The 19,299-nt window shown below is 64.5% G+C and carries 16 protein-coding genes; 14 read left to right on the top strand and 2 right to left on the bottom strand.

All coding sequences use genetic code 11. From position 1 onward, the window contains the following. Positions 1-49 precede the first annotated feature (49 nt). Both GGD66_RS27090 and trmB read left to right on the top strand, forming a co-directional pair. Positions 50-1,207 carry a M20 family metallopeptidase gene (locus GGD66_RS27090; RefSeq protein WP_183259514.1) on the top strand — a complete coding sequence of 386 codons (1,158 nt, stop codon included), beginning with the start codon at positions 50-52 and terminating at the stop codon, positions 1,205-1,207. Then, positions 1,204-1,914, top strand: coding sequence for a tRNA (guanosine(46)-N7)-methyltransferase TrmB (gene trmB / locus GGD66_RS27085; RefSeq protein ID WP_183259513.1), 711 nt, complete (start codon positions 1,204-1,206; stop codon positions 1,912-1,914). The genes GGD66_RS27090 and trmB overlap by 4 nt, the downstream gene beginning before the upstream one ends. Here the strand turns inward: trmB and GGD66_RS27080 are convergent. Beyond that, positions 1,911-2,993: a DUF2336 domain-containing protein gene (locus GGD66_RS27080; protein ID WP_092251480.1), complete on the bottom strand. Its 1,083-nt coding sequence runs from the start codon at positions 2,991-2,993 to the stop codon at positions 1,911-1,913. The genes trmB and GGD66_RS27080 overlap by 4 nt on opposite strands. Positions 2,994-3,355: 362 nt before the next feature. Here GGD66_RS27080 and rimP point away from each other — a divergent pair, with 362 nt between their 5' ends. The 8 genes from rimP to pnp all read left to right on the top strand — a co-directional run bounded on the left by rimP (position 3,356) and on the right by pnp (position 13,755). After that, a complete protein-coding gene (gene rimP, locus GGD66_RS27075; protein ID WP_018319419.1) occupies positions 3,356-4,111 on the top strand; it encodes a ribosome maturation factor RimP in 756 nt (251 codons plus the stop codon). 2 nt (positions 4,112-4,113) lie between these two features. After that, entirely contained in the window at positions 4,114-5,724 is a 1,611-nt protein-coding gene (gene nusA / locus GGD66_RS27070) for a transcription termination factor NusA (RefSeq protein ID WP_018319418.1), read from the top strand. Positions 5,725-5,747: 23 nt separating this feature from the next. Next, complete coding sequence (locus tag GGD66_RS27065; RefSeq protein ID WP_018319417.1) at positions 5,748-6,431, top strand: RNA-binding protein; 684 nt, start codon at positions 5,748-5,750, stop codon at positions 6,429-6,431. A gap of 69 nt (positions 6,432-6,500) precedes the next feature. Beyond that, positions 6,501-9,209, top strand: a complete 2,709-nt coding sequence (gene infB / locus GGD66_RS27060) for a translation initiation factor IF-2 (RefSeq protein ID WP_183259512.1) — start codon at positions 6,501-6,503, stop codon at positions 9,207-9,209. A gap of 155 nt (positions 9,210-9,364) precedes the next feature. After that, complete coding sequence (gene rbfA, locus GGD66_RS27055) at positions 9,365-9,811, top strand: 30S ribosome-binding factor RbfA (protein WP_018319415.1); 447 nt, start codon at positions 9,365-9,367, stop codon at positions 9,809-9,811. Further along, complete coding sequence (gene truB, locus GGD66_RS27050; protein ID WP_183259511.1) at positions 9,808-10,944, top strand: tRNA pseudouridine(55) synthase TruB; 1,137 nt, start codon at positions 9,808-9,810, stop codon at positions 10,942-10,944. Before rbfA ends, truB begins: the two co-directional genes overlap by 4 nt. Before the next feature lie 2 nt (positions 10,945-10,946). Next, complete coding sequence (rpsO, locus tag GGD66_RS27045; RefSeq protein WP_008131787.1) at positions 10,947-11,216, top strand: 30S ribosomal protein S15; 270 nt, start codon at positions 10,947-10,949, stop codon at positions 11,214-11,216. A gap of 376 nt (positions 11,217-11,592) precedes the next feature. Beyond that, positions 11,593-13,755 carry a polyribonucleotide nucleotidyltransferase gene (gene pnp / locus GGD66_RS27040; RefSeq protein ID WP_018319413.1) on the top strand — a complete coding sequence of 721 codons (2,163 nt, stop codon included), beginning with the start codon at positions 11,593-11,595 and terminating at the stop codon, positions 13,753-13,755. 226 nt (positions 13,756-13,981) lie between these two features. Here the strand turns inward: pnp and katG are convergent, their stop codons facing one another. Beyond that, positions 13,982-16,147, bottom strand: coding sequence for a catalase/peroxidase HPI (katG, locus tag GGD66_RS27035; protein ID WP_183259510.1), 2,166 nt, complete (start codon positions 16,145-16,147; stop codon positions 13,982-13,984). Positions 16,148-16,261: 114 nt separating this feature from the next. On the opposite strand from katG, the gene GGD66_RS27030 reads away from it, so the two are divergent. The 4 genes from GGD66_RS27030 (at position 16,262) to GGD66_RS27015 (ending at position 19,293) form a co-directional block, all read left to right on the top strand. After that, entirely contained in the window at positions 16,262-17,188 is a 927-nt protein-coding gene (locus tag GGD66_RS27030) for a hydrogen peroxide-inducible genes activator (protein ID WP_179732622.1), read from the top strand. Positions 17,189-17,195: 7 nt separating this feature from the next. Then, entirely contained in the window at positions 17,196-17,651 is a 456-nt protein-coding gene (locus GGD66_RS27025; RefSeq protein WP_183259509.1) for a GNAT family N-acetyltransferase, read from the top strand. A 71-nt stretch (positions 17,652-17,722) separates the two neighbouring features. Beyond that, the gene (locus GGD66_RS27020; RefSeq protein ID WP_246788986.1) at positions 17,723-18,562 is read left to right on the top strand and encodes a hypothetical protein; all 840 of its coding nucleotides are present in this window, start codon (positions 17,723-17,725) and stop codon (positions 18,560-18,562) included. 134 nt (positions 18,563-18,696) lie between these two features. Next, a complete protein-coding gene (locus GGD66_RS27015) occupies positions 18,697-19,293 on the top strand; it encodes a glutathione S-transferase family protein (protein WP_183259508.1) in 597 nt (198 codons plus the stop codon). Positions 19,294-19,299: the final 6 nt, after the last annotated feature.

Genomic DNA, 19,299 nt, shown 5'->3' with positions numbered 1-19,299 from the left:
CTGGCCTATGTCGTCATTTGTGGCCGCGCTTTGATGCGCGTCCGCTTCGATGATGCGATTCAAAGGCACAGATGCGTCCATGGCCAGCTCCAATTGGTTCGATTCCCAAACTATTCTCGATGGCATCCGCCGCTGGGTGGAGGTCGAGACGCCGACGGAAGCGCCCGAACAGGTCAACAGGCTGATCTCAATGGTCGCGGAGCAGTACCGCGATCTGCCTGTCACGCTCGAACGCGTCGCCGGCGTCGATGGTTGCGGCGATCATCTCATGGCGCGCTCGAATTGGGGGCAGGACCGGCCGGGCATCCTGGTGCTGAGCCACCTCGATACCGTCCATCCCATGGGATTCATCGAACGTCTGCCGTTCAAGGTCGAAGGCGACGTCGCGTACGGTCCCGGCATCTACGACATGAAGGGCGGCGCCTACATCGCCCATCACGCGTTTGCCGCGCTGTGTGCCACAGCCGATCGCTCGCCGCTCGGCATCACGCATTTGTTCACCTCCGACGAGGAGATCGGAAGTCCCACCTCGCGCGCACTCATCGAGACAGAAGGGCGCAGGGCCAAATACGTGCTGGTGACGGAGCCGGCGCGCGACGGCGGCAAGATCGTCACCGGGCGCAAGGGCGTCGGACGCTTCAAGGTTTTCATCAAGGGCATGCCCGCGCATGCCGGCTCGCGGCCGGAAGACGGCCGCAGCGCCGTGCGCGAGCTTGGCAATGTCATCCTCGCCCTGGAAGGGATGAACGACCTGACACGCGGCGTGAGCGTCAATGTCGGCGTGGTACGTGGCGGCACGCGCCCCAACGTCACGCCGGAAGCGGCCTATGCCGAGGTCGATCTGCGCGTGCTGAGCCTCAAGGACGCAGAGGAGTTCGTCGGCAAGATTCTTGGGCTGACGTCCAAGACCGACGGCGTCACCGTCACGGTCACCGGCGAGCTCAACCGTCCGCCCTACGAAAAGAGCAACGCAGGCGCCTCGCTGTACGAGCACGCGAAGACACTCGCCGGCGAGATCGGCTTCGATCTGGTCGACACCCACACCGGCGGCGGCTCGGACGGCAATTTCACCGCGGCCCATACCGCAACGCTCGACGGCCTCGGCGTCGACGGCAAGGGCGCGCACACTCATTATGAGCAGCTCTACATCTCGTCGCTCGCGCCGCGCGCGCGGCTGCTCCACCGCCTGTACCAGACGCTGCGATGAGCGAGCGCAAATCAGAGCCCGGTCGCGATGACAGCGAGCGCGCGTTCTTCGGACGCCGCAAGGGGCACAAGCTCAGGCAGCATCAGGCCGAGCTGATCGGTCAACTGCTGCCGCATCTGGCGCTCGACATCGACGGCGAGGCGCCGGCGGATGCAAGCGAGATCTTCGGCTCCGTGACCGAAGACGTGCGGCTCGAGATCGGCTTCGGCGGCGGCGAGCATCTCGCGGCCGAGGCCCAGAGCTTCGCCACGACAGGCTTCATCGGCTGCGAGCCCTATGTCAACGGCATGGCCAAGATCCTCGCGCAGATCGAGGCCGCCAACATCGGCAACATTCGCCTGTTCGCGGGCGATGCCGCCGAGCTGCTGGCCTGGCTGCCCAAGGCATCGCTGTCGCGGATCGACCTGATCCATCCCGATCCCTGGCCGAAGCGGCGGCACTGGAAACGGCGCTTCGTCCAGGACAGGACGATCGCCGCGATGGCGCGCGTGCTGAAGCCGAACGGCGAATTCCGCTTCGTCTGCGACATCGACGATTACTGCGCCTGGACGCTGTCGCATCTTGCGCGTTCGCAGGATTTCGTCTGGCTGGCCGAACGCGCCGACGATTTCAGGCAGCCATGGGCGGGCTACACCATGACGCGCTACGGCCGGAAGGCCGCGCGCGAAGGACGGAAGGCTGCGTATTTGCGGTTCAGACGACTCTAGATCGTCTGCCGGTTGCGCCAGAAATTGACGACGCGCTCGGCGGTCGTCGGCATCAGGCGCGTGAAGTTCACGCGCGCGGCCTCGATATCGGCATCGGCCGGCGTGCGGTGCGGACCGTACCAGAGCAGGATGAGCGCGCGCACCGTGGGCCAGCCGAGATTCAGCACGCGGCCGAGAATGAGGATCGGGTCGTAGCGGTCGCCTGCGATCAGGCGGTCGAGCACAGAGAGGCGAACGCCGGACATCGCCGAAAGCGAGGCGATCGATTCCTCGTATTTGTTCGCCTTGGCGAAGCCGAGCAGTGCGCTCTCGCCGAGATGGCCCTCGCGATGCAGGTTGAGCACCGTGCGCTGGGCTGCGGAGAAATCGCGCCGCGGTCCCGGCGGCAGCGCGGCCTCCTCGATGGCCACCATCGCGCGCTTGATCTCGACCTGGCGCGCGGGATTGACCACGCTGGAGAGCCGGCGGCGGATGACGTCGAGCGTGCCGTCGAGAAGCTGTTTCAGGTTCTCGCCCGAGAGATCACGACGCTGGCCGATCTTGAGCGTCAGCACACCGTCCTGCGCCGCACGCTTGATCAGCTCGGAATAGCTGCCAGGCGAGAACACCGCACCGGCATTGCCCGCGGCGCGGCGCACCACGTCGCGATCGCCGCGCTCCACCAGCACGTCGGTGATGACGGGAGACAAAGCCGGGCGCTCCGTCATCGCAAGCAAATGTCCCTGGCCCTTCAACCGCGCAATCTCGACGAGCGCGGCATCATCGAGCACGGGCGAGCGGCGCAGCACGGGGCCGGCCACCATGATCTCGTTCTCGCGCGCGAGTTGATTGACCAGATGCGGCGGCGCGTTGTTCAGGTGCGAGAAGCGCTCGGCGAGGTCGACGCGCGAGGCAAGCTCCGCATGCGGGACGAGATCGATCAGGAGGTTGTCGAAGAGATCGATGAGCTCGGGCCGAAGATTGGCGGAATCCTGGAAGAACAGCTCGGAGATGGCGCGCGCGATTTCGCCGCGTCGCCGCGGATCGCCGCGTTTGACGATATCGTCCAGTCCGGGAATGAGCGACGTGGCAACGGTCATGAAAACGCTACTCGAACAGGGCACGCCGCGGGTGCGCCCTTGGTCCAAGCCGCCCCACAATCAGGGAATTTAGCCCCCCGAGGTGAAGGAAGCGTTAGGCCCGGAGCGCCGCGAATCGGGCGCAAAAAGCCTCGTCTGGCCCGCGATGGGCCTTGTCCGGGGGGACAGAAAGCGCTATATCAGCGCCAATTCATCTTCTCATACGATCCGCGTAGTGAGAGTGGGCCCGAAAGGACCCGCTCTTTTTTATTACCCGAACGCGGCTTGGCGGAAGATGCGGCCCGACGCGCTGTCGGGAAGTTCCGAAGCGGGCTTTGAAAATCGTAACCAAGCCTTAACCATCGAGCGCCTTGACCCCTGATATGACCGAACCGAACACTGGTTCCACGGATGCCGAGTTGCTGGCCGAGCCGAGGCTCGTTGTCGAGCCGGGCGTGGCGGCACGTGTGTCCGCGGTCGCAGCGCCGGTGCTCGAGGGCATGGGCTACCGTCTGGTGCGGATCCGCATTTCCGGGGAAGCCGGCTGCACCGTGCAGATCATGGCCGAGCGACCGGACGGCTCGATGCAGCTCGAGGATTGCGAGGCGATCTCGCGGGCGCTGTCGCCCGTGCTCGATGTTGCCGACCCCATCGATCGCGCCTACCGGCTGGAAATCTCCTCGCCGGGAATCGACCGGCCGCTGGTCCGCCGTTCCGATTTCGAGCGCTATTCCGGCCATCTGGTGAAGATCGAGATGGCGGTTGCCCATGAGGGGCGCAAGCGGTTCCGCGGCATGATCGGTCCGGTCGAAGGCGATCGCGTGCATCTGCGTCGCGACGACGTCAAGGCGGGCGATGATCCCGACGTGCTCCTGACGATGGAGGATATCGGCGAGGCCCGCTTGGTGCTGACCGACGAGCTGATCGCCGAATCGATGCGCCGCGGCAAGGCCGAGGAGCGCCAGATGCGCCGGGATCTCGGCCTGGAGCCGCCGCAGGCGCCGCACGCCAAGATCAGCGAAAAGACCACCAAGAACACCAGGCCGAAGAAGAAGCCGGCCCCGACCAATACGAAGAAGCATCGCCTGGCCGCCGAACGCGCGCGACGGGGCGAGATCGAGCCTGACGAAGGAGACTAGCCATGGCAGTCAGCGCCAATCGACTTGAGTTGCTCCAGATCGCCGATGCCGTTGCGCGCGAGAAATCGATCGACCGCGGCATCGTCATCGCGGCGATGGAGGACGCCATCGCCAAGGCGGCGCGCGCCCGTTACGGCAGCGAAACTGACGTTCACGCCGAGATCGACCCGAAGAAGGGCGAGCTGCGGCTGTCGCGCCACATGCTGGTGGTCGAGAAGGTCGAAAACCATTCCAACCAGATCTCGCTGGTGGACGCGCAACGCGCCAATCCCGGTGCCCAGGTCGGCGACACCATCGCCGACACCCTGCCTCCGCTGGAATATGGCCGCATCGCCGCGCAATCGGCCAAGCAGGTCATCGTGCAGAAGGTGCGCGAGGCCGAGCGCGACCGGCAATATCAGGAATTCAAGGATCGCATCGGCGACATCGTCAACGGCGTCGTCAAGCGCGTCGAATATGGCAGCGTGATCGTCGACCTCGGCCGCGGCGAAGCCATCATCCGCCGCGACGAGATGCTGCCGCGCGAAGTCTTCCGCAACGGCGACCGCGTCCGTGCCTACATCTTCGACGTCCGCCGCGAGACGAGAGGTCCGCAGATCTTCCTCTCCCGCACCCATCCGCAGTTCATGGCGAAGCTGTTCGCGCAGGAAGTGCCGGAAATCTATGACGGCATCGTCGAGATCAAGGCGGTTGCCCGCGATCCGGGCTCGCGCGCGAAAATCGGCGTGATTTCCCGCGATTCCTCGGTCGATCCGGTCGGCGCCTGCGTCGGTATGCGCGGCTCGCGCGTGCAGGCCGTGGTGAACGAATTGCAGGGCGAGAAGATCGACATCATTCCGTGGTCGCCCGACATCGCGACCTTCGTGGTCAACGCGCTGGCGCCGGCCGAAGTCTCCAAGGTCGTCATCGACGAAGACCGCGAGCGCATCGAGGTGGTCGTGCCCGACACCAACAACCAGCTTTCGCTGGCGATCGGCCGCCGCGGCCAGAACGTGCGTCTGGCCTCGCAGCTCACCGGCTGGGACATCGACATCCTGACCGAGCAGGAAGAATCGGAGCGCCGCCAGGCAGACTTCGAGAACTCCACCCGCGTCTTCATGGAATCGCTCAACGTCGACGAAGTGGTCGGCCAGCTGCTGGCGTCCGAAGGCTTCACCTCGGTCGAAGAACTCGCCATGGTGGATCTCAAGGAACTCGCCGGCATCGAAGGTTTTGACGAGGAGACCGCGCAGGAACTGCAGAGCCGTGCCCGCGAATATCTCGAGCAGCAGGAAGCGGAGATCGAGGCCAGGCGCAAGGAGCTCGGTGTCGAGGACGCGGTCAAGGACGTGCCCGGCGTCACCTCGAAGATGCTGGTGAAGTTCGGCGAGAACGACATCAAGACGGTCGACGACCTCGCCGGCTGCGCCACCGACGATCTGGTCGGCTGGACCGAACGCAAGGAAGGCGGCGAGCAGACCAAGTTCCCCGGCGCGCTCGACGGTATCGACATCTCCCGTGACGATGCCGAGGCGATGATCATGCAGGCCCGCGTCAAGGCCGGCTGGATCACCGAGGCCGATCTGGCCAAGCCCGCCGAGGAGGCTGAAGCGACCGAAGATCAGCCGGCTTAAGGGCAAAGGAGAATGTCGCCCGGATGCTCACCGATACTGACCCCGAACTCGACCATGGCCCGCGGACCGAAAGGTCCGCGACCATGCGGATGTGCGCGGTCAGTCGGCAGGTCCGGCCGATCGACGAGCTGATCCGCTTCGTCATTTCGCCGCAGGGCGACGTAGTTCCAGATCTCAAGCGCAAGCTGCCCGGACGCGGCATGTGGCTCACCGCCTCACGCGGGGTGGTTGCGGAAGCCGTCCGGCGTCACCAATTTAGCAAGGCCTTCAAGCGCGAGCTGCGCATCCCTCAGACGCTTCCTGCCGATATCGAGGCGCTCCTGGTTCGGAGCGTGACGGAAGCCCTTGGGATCGCCGCCAAAGCGGGTCAGGTCGTGGCCGGCTTCGGCAAGGTCGAAAGCGCCCTTCGGGAAGGCACGGCCGGGGTCCTGATCCACGCCAGCGACGGGGCCGCGGACGGAATCCGCAAATTGGACATGCTGGCGCGTCAAAATGCCGGAAATCGCGGCGCCAAGCCGCAGATTCCCGTCGTTACCGCGCTGAAATCGTTAGAATTGGATTTGGCACTGACCCGGTCAAATGTGATACATGCTGCCCTGCTCGCGGGCCCGGCGAGCAAGTCATTCCTGTCACGTAGCCAGATGCTGGTCCGATACCGGATGGCGGACGCTGACAAGACTGCCGAAAAGCCCGGCCAGGATTTCTGAGAGATACGACGACCCGATAGGACGGTGCGGCAACGCACAACACTGATAAATCAGGATTAGGACTGCTGAATGGTTGATACCAAGACCCCTGACGACAAGAAGCTGAGCGTTCCGAGCAAGACGCTATCGCTCAAGCCGCGCGTCGAAACGGGCACTGTCCGCCAGAGCTTCAGCCATGGCCGCAGCAAGCAGGTCGTGGTCGAGAAGCGCGGCAAGCGCCGCATCGACGGCAGTGCCGAACCGCAGGCTCCCACGGTCGTCGCGAAGCCGGCGCCGGCCGCGCCAACTCCGACGCCCGCTCCGTCGCGCCCCGCGCCGCCGCGCAACGCCGGATCCGGCGTGGTGCTGCGCACGCTGACCGAGGACGAACGTTCCGCCCGCGCCAGCGCGCTGGCCGATGCCAAGGTGCGCGAAGTCGAAGAGCGCCGCCAGGCCGAGGAAGAGGCCCAGCGCCGCGCTGTTCGCGAAGCCGCTGAACGCGTCGAGCGCGAAGCTGCCGAATCCCGCCGCAAGGCCGAGGAAGAGCGTCACCGTCACGAGGACGAAGCCAAGCGCAAGGCAGAGACCGAGGCCAAGAAGCGTTTTGGCGAAGGCGAGCAGCCGGCATCCGCGCCGCGCCCCGCAGCCGCCGCCCCGGCCGCTCCGGCGCCGCGCCCCGGCGCCCCCGCAGCGCGCCCTGGTACCACCACGGCACGCCCGGGAACATCGACCGCGCGCCCGGGAACGACCACAGCGAGACCGGCAGGTGGCCCGTTGGGCCGCGCTCCCGCGGTTGCTGCCGGCCCGGACGAGGACGATGGTCCGCGCCAGATCCGCCGCGGTCCCGGCGGTGCCGCGCGTCCCGTGGTAGCCCCGAAGCCCACCCACAAGCCCGGCCCGCAGAAGGAGCGCGGCCGCCTGACCGTCGTCACCGCGCTCAATGCCGACGAAGTCCGCGAGCGCTCGATCGCCTCGTTCCGCCGGCGCACCCAGCGCCTGAAGGGCCACGCCTCGAACGAGCCGAAGGAAAAGCTCATCCGCGAGGTGGTCATTCCGGAAGCGATCACGATCCAGGAACTCGCCAACCGCATGGCCGAGCGCGCGGTCGACGTCATCCGCATGCTGATGAAGCAGGGCGCGATGCACAAGATCACCGACGTGATCGACGCCGACACCGCGCAGCTCATTGCCGAAGAGCTCGGCCACACCGTCAAGCGCGTTGCTGCGTCCGACGTTGAAGAGGGTCTGTTCGACGCCACCGACGATTCGACCGACACCGAGACCCGTTCGCCCGTGGTGACCGTCATGGGTCACGTCGACCACGGCAAGACCTCGCTGCTCGACGCGCTCCGTCATGCCAACGTCGTCTCCGGCGAAGCCGGCGGCATCACCCAGCATATTGGCGCCTATCAGGTGCTGTCGCCCGAAAGCGGCAAGAAGATCACCTTCATCGACACGCCCGGCCACGCCGCGTTCACCGCGATGCGCGCCCGCGGCGCCAAGGTGACCGACATCGTCGTGCTGGTGGTTGCGGCCGATGACGGCGTCATGCCGCAGACGATCGAAGCCATCAACCACGCCAAGGCGGCGCGGGTGCCGATCATCGTTGCCATCAACAAGATCGACAAGCCCGATGCCAAGCCCGAGCGCGTGCGCACCGAGCTGCTCCAGCACGAGGTGCAGGTGGAATCCTTCGGCGGCGAAGTCGTCGACGTCGAAGTGTCCGCCAAGAACAAGACCAATCTCGACAAGCTGCTCGAGATGATCGCGCTCCAGGCCGATATCCTCGACCTCAAGACCAATTCGGAACGGCCGGCCGAGGGCACCGTGATCGAGGCCAAGCTCGATCGCGGCCGCGGTCCGGTCGCGACCGTGCTGGTCCAGCGCGGCACGCTCCGGGTCGGCGACATCATCGTCGCAGGCGCCGAGATGGGCCGCGTCCGCGCGCTGATCTCGGATCAGGGCGAGACCGTGCAGGAAGCAGGTCCGTCGGTGCCGGTCGAAGTGCTCGGCTTCAACGGTCCGCCGGAAGCCGGCGATCGTCTCGCCGTGGTCGAGAACGAAGCCCGCGCCCGCCAGGTCACCAGCTACCGTGCGCACCAGAAGCGCGAGAACGCGGCTGCCTCGATCTCCGGCATGCGCGGCTCGCTCGAGCAGATGATGTCGCAATTGAAGACCGCGGGCCGCAAGGAATTCCCGCTGATCATCAAGGCCGACGTGCAGGGCTCGCTGGAAGCGATCCTCGGCTCGCTGGAGAAGCTCGGCACCGACGAAGTCGCAGCCCGCATCCTGCATGCCGGCGTCGGCGGCATCTCGGAATCCGACGTGACGCTGGCCGAAGGCTTCAACGCCGCGATCATCGGCTTCTCGGTTCGTGCCAACAAGGAGGCCGCTGCGGCGGCCAAGCGCAACGGCATCGAGATCCGCTACTACAACATCATCTACGACCTCGTGGACGACGTGAAGAAGGCGATGAGCGGCCTGCTCGCGCCGACTTTGCGCGAAACCATGCTCGGCAATGCCTCCATCCTGGAGATATTCAACATCTCCAAGGTCGGCAAGGTCGCCGGCTGCCGCGTCACCGACGGCACCGTGGAACGCGGCGCCAATGTGCGCCTGATCCGCGACAACGTCGTCGTGCACGAAGGCAAGCTGTCGACGCTGAAGCGCTTCAAGGACGAAGTGAAGGAAGTCCAGTCCGGTCAGGAATGCGGCATGGCCTTCGAGAACTACCACGACATGCGCGCAGGCGATGTCATCGAGTGTTATCGCGTGGAGACGATCCAGCGCTCCCTGTAAGTCCAAATCTTACCGAAGCGACTGGATCTTTTTGAGCTGAAATTGCGGGAGTGCGATGGCCGGATTTATTCCGGCCATCGCACCGCATTCGTTTCAACAGGACAAATGACAATGCTCGTGTCCCAAACGCGGGCATGACGAGGTGATTTTCGAGAATGCCACGCCATCATCAGAAAAAAAATTCCGCACCCGGCGGAGGCTCGCAACGTCAGTTGCGCGTCGGCGAGCAGGTTCGCCACGCGATGGCCGATATTCTGGCGCAAGGCAATGTGCATGATGCGGATCTCGAAGGTCACATCATCACCGTGCCGGAGGTGCGGATGTCGCCCGACCTGAAGCTCGCGACAGTCTACGTGATGCCGCTCGGTGGCCACGACACCGCGGTCGTCATTGCTGCGCTCGAACGCAACAAGAAGTTTCTGCGCGGCGAGGTCGCGCGGCGCGTTAACCTGAAATTTGCACCTGATCTTCGTTTCCGCGTCGACGAACGATTCGACGAAGCGGAACGGATCGAGAAGCTTTTGCGAACACCTGCGGTTCAGAAGGACCTCGAACAGGATTTGGAACAGGATCCGGAGACGGATCGGGAAGAAGAACGATGACCATGGACCCGGCTCACGACACGATCAGCGGCGAACAGGCCGATCAGCGCGACGTGCAGAAAAATAATTTTACGGACGACAATCTTGCGGGCCTCGGCGGCAATTCCCGGCCGCATCAGGAGCCGCGCCGCGTCAACAACGATCCGCGCGCCAATGCCAAGCAGAAGGGCAACCAGGTTCGCCGCGACCGGCGCGACGTCCATGGCTGGGTCGTGCTCGACAAGCCGATCGGCATGACCTCGACGCAGGCGGTCGCGGTGCTCAAGCGCCTGTTCAACGCCAAGCGCGCCGGACACGCCGGCACGCTCGATCCGCTCGCCTCGGGCGGGCTGCCGATCGCGCTCGGGGAAGCCACCAAGACCGTTCCCTTCGTCATGGACGGCCGCAAGCGCTACCAGTTCACGGTGTGCTGGGGCGAGGAGCGCGACACCGACGACATCGAGGGCCGGGTGACCGCGACCTCGGACCAGCGTCCGACCCGCGAGGCCATCCTGGCCCTGTTGCCCCGCTTCACCGGGGTGATCGAGCAGATCCCGCCGCGTTATTCCGCGATCAAGGTCCAGGGCGAGCGCGCCTACGACCTCGCCCGCGACGGCGAGGTCGTGGAGCTGGCCCCCCGTCCGGTCGAGATTCACCAATTAACCCTTGTGGATCAACCGGATAGAGATCGGGCCGTATTCGAGGCCGAATGCGGCAAGGGCACCTATGTCCGGGCACTGGCCCGCGATATGGGCCGGATTCTCGGCACTTACGGCCATATCTGCGCGCTCAGGCGGACCCTGGTCGGCCCATTTGGCGAAAACGACATGATTCCGCTGGATCAGCTGGAGGCTTTGTGCGATAGAGCCGCGTCCGGCGAGGGTAGCCTCGCCGACGCGCTTATGCCCGTTGAGACCGCGCTGGACGACATCCCGGCACTGGCCGTCACTCGGGCTGATGCGGCAAGGCTCCATCGGGGCCAGGCCGTTTTGTTGCGCGGACGGGATGCGCCCACTTGTAGCGGCACAGTCTATGTCACGGTGGCAGGCCGTCTTCTCGCGCTTGCTGAAGTCGGCAATGGCGAAATCATCCCCAAGCGTGTGTTCAACCTGACCGGCCTGACTGCCAGCCCCGGTCGCAACGAGAGAAATTGACGATGTCGATTGCCGCAGAACGCAAAGCGGAAGTCATCAAGACGAATGCCAACAAGGCCGGCGACACCGGCTCGCCCGAGGTTCAGGTCGCGATCCTGTCGGAACGCATCAACAACCTCACCAACCATTTCAAGACCCACGTGAAGGACAACCATTCGCGTCGCGGCCTCTTGAAGCTGGTCTCGACCCGCCGCTCGCTGCTCGACTACCTCAAGAAGCGGGACGAGGCGCGTTACAAGGCGCTGCTCGAGAAGCACAACATTCGCCGTTAAGAGTTCTTGCGCGCGCCAACGGCGCGCGTTTTCGCACGTGGTTTCGAACGAAAGCGCTTATTTTAAGCTTTTTGATCGAGGTTGCGCGCACGTCGGAGACGGATCGTTGATGATTCGCATCCGGGGCACGATCAGCGAAGACCGCGGTTCGGTGTTCGCATTCGTGCCGACTGACAGTCCAGCAGCAATCCGGCGGCTGGGCACAACGGGCAAGGCGCCCGTATGACCCGAAAGGATGGACGCCATCCGAAATCCAAAAACCATGGCAGGATCGCAGGACGCTGATCACCCGCTTCGATCAGCGCCCTGCAATCTTGCGCATGGTTTTTGTTTTTCGAGCCGTCCTTCTTTCGAGAACCCATGAAAGAAGACATCTATGTTCAATAAGCATTCGGTCGAGATCGACTGGGGTGGACGCACTCTCAAGCTGGAAACCGGCAAGATCGCCCGTCAGGCCGACGGCGCCGTCGTCGCCACCTATGGCGAGACCGTGGTGCTCGCCACCGTCGTCGCGGCGAAGGCGCCGCGCGAAGGCGTCGACTTCCTGCCTCTGACCGTCGACTACCAGGAGAAGACCTACGCTGCGGGCCGCATTCCCGGCGGCTATTTCAAGCGCGAGGGACGTCCGACCGAGAAGGAGACGCTGGTCTCCCGCCTGATCGACCGTCCGATCCGTCCGCTGTTCGTCGACGGCTGGCGCAACGAGACCCAGGTGATCGCCACCGTGCTGTCGCACGACATGGAGAACGATCCTGACATCGTCGCGCTGGTGGCTTCGTCCGCTGCGCTGACGCTGTCCGGCGCGCCCTTCAAGGGCCCGATCGGCGCCGCTCGCGTCGGCTTCGCCAATGACGAATTCATCCTCAACCCGACGCTCGACGAGATGGTCGACACCCAGCTCGACCTCGTCGTCGCCGGCACCGCCGACGCCGTGCTGATGGTGGAATCGGAAGCCAAGGAACTGAACGAAGACATCATGCTCGGCGCCGTGATGTTCGGTCACCGCCACTTCCAGCCGGTGATCAACGCGATCATCGAGCTCGCCGAGAAGGCGGCCAAGGAGCCGCGCGAAGTCACCGTCATCGACAATTCGGCGCTCGAGAAGGAAATGCTCGGCCTGGTCGAGCAGGAGCTGCGCGCCGCCTACGCCATTCCGGTCAAGCAGGATCGCTACGCTGCGGTCGGCAAGGTCAAGGAAAAGGTGATCGCCCACTACTTCCCGGAAGGGCAGGAGCCGAAATACGACAAGCTGCGCATCGCCGGCGTGTTCAAGGAGCTCGAAGCCAAGATCGTTCGCTGGAACATCCTCGACACCGGCAAGCGCATCGACGGTCGCGACAGCAAGACCGTGCGCAATATCGTCGCCGAAGTCGGCGTGCTGCCCCGCGCTCACGGTTCGGCGCTGTTCACCCGCGGCGAGACCCAGGCGATGGTCGTGACCACGCTCGGCACCGGCGAGGACGAGCAGTACATCGACGCGCTGTCGGGAACGTACAAAGAGACGTTCCTGCTGCACTACAACTTCCCTCCCTACTCGGTCGGTGAGACCGGTCGCCTCGGCGGCACCAAGCGTCGCGAGATCGGCCACGGCAAGCTGGCCTGGCGCGCGATCCACCCGGTGCTGCCGCCGCACCACGAATTCCCCTACACCACGCGCGTGGTGTCGGAGATCACCGAGTCGAACGGCTCGTCCTCGATGGCTTCGGTCTGCGGCGCCTCGCTCGCGCTGATGGATGCCGGCGTGCCGTTGAAGCGGCCGACCGCGGGCATCGCGATGGGCCTGATCCTCGAAGACAAGCGCTTCGCGGTTCTCTCGGACATCCTCGGTGACGAGGATCACCTCGGCGACATGGACTTCAAGGTCGCCGGTACCGAGCAGGGCATCACCTCGCTCCAGATGGACATCAAGATCGAGGGCATCACCGAAGAGATCATGAAGGTCGCGCTCGCCCAGGCCAAGGATGGACGTATCCACATCCTCGGCGAGATGGCCAAGGCGCTCACCAACGCCCGTGCCGAGCTCGGCGAATACGCGCCGCGCATCGAGACCTTCAAGATCGCCACCGACAAGATCCGCGAAGTGATCGGCACCGGCGGCAAGGTGATCCGCGAGATCGTCGAGAAGACCGGCGCCAAGGTCAACATCGAGGACGACGGCACCGTGAAGGTCGCCTCTAGCGACGGCGAGGCGATGAAGGCTGCGATCAAGTGGATCAAGTCGATCGCCTCCGATCCGGAAGTCGGCCAGATCTATGACGGCACCGTCGTCAAGGTGATGGAGTTCGGCGCCTTCGTGAACTTCTTCGGCTCCAAGGACGGTCTCGTCCACATCAGCCAGCTCGCGTCGGCCCGCGTGCAGAAGACCTCCGACGTCGTCAAGGAAGGCGACAAGGTCAAGGTCAAGCTGCTCGGCTTCGACGATCGCGGCAAGACCCGCCTGTCGATGAAGGTGGTCGATCAGACCACCGGCGAAGACCTCGAAGGCAAGGACAAGGGCGGCGAGGGCGAGAAGGCCCCGCGCGAAGCAGCCGGCGAGTAAGCCTCGCTACACTGCAGAAAACGAAAGGGCGGCCGAAAGGCCGCCCTTTTTGTTTGTGCCGCTCCGGGCGAGATGCGCCCCCTCTCCCGCTTGCGGGGGAGGGTTGGGTGGCAGTGCTTCCGCAAGGAGACTCCCAACGACGAGAGAGCCCCCACCCGCGCCTCCGGCGCGACCTCCCCCGCAAGCGGGAGAGGTTGCACCGAGCCCGAGGTGAGATCAGCCGACCTCAGCCCACGATGTCGTAGCGGTCGAGGTTCATCACCTTGGTCCAGGCCTTGGCGAAGTCCTTTACGAACTTCTCCTTGGAGTCCGAGGTGGCATAGACCTCGGCGAAGGCGCGGAGCTGGGAGTGCGCACCGAAGATCAGATCGACGCGCGTGCCAGTCCACTTCACCGCGTTGGTCTTGCGGTCGCGGGCCTCGTAGCTGCCGTCGGCCGCCGGCGTCCACTGCGCACTCATGTCGAGCAGATTGACGAAGAAGTCGTTGCTGAGCGTGCCCACCTTCGAAGTGAGAACGCCATGCTTCGAACCGTTCGCGTTGGCGCCGAGCACGCGCAGACCACCGAGCAGGACCGTCATTTCCGGACCGGTGAGCCTGAGCAGCTGGGCGCGATCGACGAGGGCTTCTTCCTGCTGCAGGAACTGATGCTTCTTGCCGACATAGTTGCGGAAGCCATCGGCCCGCGGCTCGAGCGGCGCAAAGGACTCAGCATCGGTCTGTTCCTGCGAGGCATCCATGCGGCCCGGCGTGAAGCCGACCTTCACGTCGACGCCGGCATCCTTGGCGGCCTTCTCGACCGCGGCGGTACCGCCGAGCACGATGAGGTCCGCGAGCGAGACCTTCTTCGCGCCTGAAGACGCGTTGAAGTCCTTCTGGATCGCTTCGAGCTTGCCGAGAACCTTGGAGAGCTGAGCCGGCTGGTTCACCTCCCAATCCTTCTGCGGGGCAAGACGGATGCGTGCACCGTTGGCACCGCCGCGCTTGTCCGAGCCGCGGAACGTCGAGGCCGACGCCCAGGCGGTCGAGACCAGCTCGGAGACCGACAGACCCGACGCCAGGATCTTGGTCTTCAGCGCAGCGATGTCCTGCTCGCTGGCCAGCTCGTGATTCACGGCCGGAATCGGATCCTGCCAGATCAGCGTCTCCTTCGGCACCAGCGGGCCGAGATAGCGCTGGATCGGCCCCATGTCGCGATGGGTGAGCTTGAACCAGGCGCGGGCAAAGGCGTCCGCGAACTGATCCGGGTTCTCCAGGAAGCGACGCGAGATCTTCTCGTAGGCCGGATCGAAGCGCAGCGAGAGGTCGGTGGTCAGCATGGTCGGCCGATGCTTCTTCGACTTGTCGAAGGCATCGGGAATGATCGCGTCGGCGCCCTTGGCCGTCCACTGGTTCGCACCGCCCGGGCTCTTCGTCAGCTCCCATTCGAAGTTGAAGAGGTTCTCGAAGAAGTTGTTGCTCCACTTGGTCGGCGTCGCCGTCCAGATCACTTCGAGACCGCTGGTGATGGAATCACCGGCGAGGCCCGAAGCGTGCTTGCTCTTCCAGCCGAGGCCTTGATCCTCGAGCGCGCCCGCTTCCGGCTCCGGACCGACCAGCGAAGGATCGCCGGCGCCGTGTGTCTTGCCGAAGGAATGGCCGCCGGCGATCAGTGCGACGGTCTCTTCGTCGTTCATCGCCATGCGGGCGAACGTCTCGCGGATGTCCTTGGCCGCAGCGACCGGATCCGGCTTGCCGTTCGGACCTTCCGGATTGACGTAGATGAGGCCCATCTGCACCGCGCCGAGCGGCTCGGCGAGCTGGCGTTCGCCGCTGTAGCGCTCATCACCAAGCCACGTGCCTTCGGGACCCCAATAGAGCTCTTCCGGCTCCCAGACGTCGGCGCGGCCGCCGGCGAAGCCGAAGGTCTTGAAGCCCATCGATTCCAGCGCGACGTTGCCGGCGAGAACCATCAGGTCGGCCCAGGAGAGCTTGCGGCCGTATTTCTGCTTGATCGGCCACAGCAGCCGGCGCGCCTTGTCGAGGTTGGCGTTGTCGGGCCAGCTGTTGAGCGGCGCGAAACGCTGCTGGCCGGCACCGGCGCCGCCACGGCCGTCGGTGATGCGGTAGGTGCCAGCGCTGTGCCAGGCCATGCGGATCATGAGACCGCCATAGTGACCGAAATCGGCGGGCCACCACTCCTGCGAGTCCGTCATCAGCGCGGTCAGGTCCTTGACGACCGCCTTAAGGTCGAGCGTCTTGAATTCCTTGGCATAGTCGAATTCGTCGCCCATCGGATCGGATAGGCCGGAATTCTTGTGCAGCATCTCGATGCTGAGCTGAGTTGGCCACCAATCGCGGTTCGCTGGCACGCGTTTTCCACCCGAAAACGGGCACTTCGAAGTGTCGTCCATGAATACCTCCTCTGGTGGCGTCGAACTCGCGCCTTTGACCAGGTAGAACCACTCTAAGCGTCGCGTCCTATCAGGTAAAGTTGACTTTAATGATCGCTGCGATAGGATTTTCTGATGATAAACCTGACGCTGCGCCAGCTCCGGTATTTCGACGCCCTGGCGCGTCACGGCCATTTCGGCCGCGCGGCCGAGTCCTGCTCCATCTCGCAACCGGCCTTGTCGATGCAGATCAAGGAGTTGGAGGAGACGCTCGGCGGCCTGCTGCTGGAGCGCAGCGCCCGGCAGGTGGCGTTGACGCGGTTCGGCGAGGAGCTCGCGCAACGCGTCCGCGACATTTTGCGCTCGGTCGATGAGCTCGGCGATTTCGCCCGCGCCTCGCAGGACCGCTTCGCCGGCCGCCTGCGCATCGGCATGATCCCGACGATCGCGCCGTATCTGCTGCCCACGATCACCAAGAATCTCACCCGCATGCATCCGGAGCTCGACATCCGTGTGCGCGAGACCATGACGCCGCGATTGATCCAGGAGTTGGTGGAAGGGCGGCTCGACACCGCCATCGTGGCGCTGCCGGTGTCCGAGCCTTCGCTCACCGAGGTCGCCCTGTTCGAGGAGAAATTCCTGCTGGTCCGGCCGAGCGCGGATGAGGGGACCCCGGCACCGTCGCGCGAGATGATGCGCGAGATGCGGCTGTTGCTGCTCGAAGAGGGACACTGCTTCCGCGATCAGGCGCTGTCGTTTTGCAACATGCAGTCGGCGCCGCCGCGCGAAATGCTGGATGCCAATTCGCTGTCGACGCTGGTCCAGATGGTCAGCGCCGGCATCGGGGTCACATTGATCCCGGAGATGGCGGTGCCGGTGGAAACGCGATCGGCGTCGGTCTCGCTCGCGCGCTTCCGCGACCCGCAGCCATCCCGCACCATCGGCATGGTCTGGCGCAAGACCAGCCCGCTGGCGCGGCAGCTGCTGCAGATCTCCGAAGTGGTGTGCCTGTCGGCCGGCAAGGTGCGCGCACGCCCACCTGTACGCAGCCAGCGGGCCTGAGGCTCCAATGTCGCAACCGATCATCCGCCTTGCCCGCGCCGACGAATATGACGAGGTCGGCTGCGTCTGGATGGAGAGCTGGGTCTCGACCGGGCTCGGCGAGGCCAGCGACTTTCTGCTCGCCAATCTCCGCGCCCGCATCCGACGCGAGATCGAGAACGGCTGGAGCCTGTTCGTCGCCGATGATCGCGGCACGATCGCCGCCATGCTGGCGCTGCATGTGCCAAAACTCTATCTGGATATGCTTTTCGTTGGACCCGCCTATCAGGGGCAGTCGCTCGGGCGAAAGCTGCTCGCCTTCACCCGCACGCAAATGCCGGATGAGATGTATCTGCGCTGCGTCCGCGAGAACGAAAAGGCCTGGCGCTGGTACGAGCGCGAAGGTTTTAAGTTCGAGAAAGAGGAGATCGAGCCGTCGAACGGGTTCATGATGAAATATTACCGGTGGCAGAAGACGTCATAGGTTCTGCTTGCGGAGGCGCTCCGCACGCTCTAGTTTGCGGATCACATCTCAGCAACTTCCGCTACCGATTCATGTTACGCAATCTCGCCGTCGCCGCCCTGTTCGCGTCGCTTTGTGCATCGACCGGATGGGCCCAATCTCCCTCCGCTCCACCAACTGCCACACCCCCGGCAACAGCCAAGCCTGTTGTGAAAAAGGCTGCGCCGAAGGCCAAGCAGCCGGCAGCGAACAAACCGCAAGCGGTGGACGTCGGCGCCTGTAAGCTCGGCGTAATCTCCGTGATCGGGGAGCGCTACTCCGTCCAGAAGTTCGGGCTGACCATCTTCGAGAACGAGGAGGCCGAAGTTCCTATCGACTGGGGTCTCGACGATCTCGTGTTTGCGCGCGTGAAAGCGGCAACAGGCGGCGATCCCGGTGTTCGCAGGATCGCCTACCCCAAGGGTGCCTTCGAACCGTTCTATCATCCGAAATCGCGATTCATTCCCGATCCCAACGAACGCCTGCCAGCGATCGTGCGTGGCATCACGCCGAACGTGAGCTGCGATCGCTATCTGGTTGCGACGACGTACAAGGGAGAATTGCCGGGCAGCCGCATGATGTTGAACGGAATCGGCACATTCAATCAAGGGCTCGGAAATCTGATCCGGCATTCGCATTTGTTCGCGAACATCTCGATCAACCTGATCGACGGCCGGAGCTACGAGGAGATCAAGCGCCCCTTTGTAAATTTCGGCGCGAGCTTCGCCGCAAGTATGCGACTGACCGAAGACCCGCTTAACAAGCTCGACAATGACCAGTTCCCCAACCCGCCCGCGACCGCTTCGAGCAGCGCGATCCTGCGCGAGAGAACGCGGGCGCTCATCACCGACAGGCTCGATCGGGGGCTTCCCGGTTATCTGAAGCAAGACTGACACGCACTCATTCGCGTCGACCAAGATGTTGACCACCGAACGCTGCATCGGACCAACCGTAGTGCGTTGCGATTTCGAAGTAGACACGCGATGAATAGCCTCGCCCGCCTCACGCCGATGGAAGGTTCCGCACCATGATCAAGCTCTATTGGTCGCCCCGCTCGCGCTCGTTCACGACGCTCTGGCTGATGGAAGAGAGCGGCCTTGCCTATGAACGCGTGCTGACCGACATCTCGACCGGCGCGCAGAAGGCGCCGGACTATCTAAAGATCAATCCGATGGGCAAGGTTCCCGCGCTCTGCGACGGCGACGCCGCACTCGGCGAGGCCGCCGCGATCTGCGCCTACATTGCCGACCGCTATCCCGAGACCAAGCTGGCGCCTGCCGTAACCGATCCGCGCCGCGCGCGCTATCTGCAATGGCTGTTCTTCTCACCGAGCTGCATCGAGCCGGCCATCATCCAGATCTTCACCAAGATCGAGATCCCGACCTCGACCGCCGCCTGGGGCAGCGCGACGCAGGTGTTCGACGTGCTGGAAGCTGCGCTTGCCAAGGGGCCGTGGATTCTCGGCGAGGAGTTTTCGGCCGCCGACATCACGATCGGCTCGGGCCTGAATTACGCGGTGCGCCTGTTCAAGATGGTGCCGTCGCGCCCCGCCTTCGATGCCTATATCGCGCGCTGCATGGCGCGTCCCGCGTTCCAGCGGGCGGAGAAGATCGCGGCGGGTTAGCCGAAC

Origin of the sequence: Bradyrhizobium sp. CIR48, from assembly GCF_014198315.1 — a bacterium.
Lineage (GTDB): Bacteria > Pseudomonadota > Alphaproteobacteria > Rhizobiales > Xanthobacteraceae > Bradyrhizobium.
This window is presented reverse-complemented; position numbering and strand designations above follow the sequence as displayed.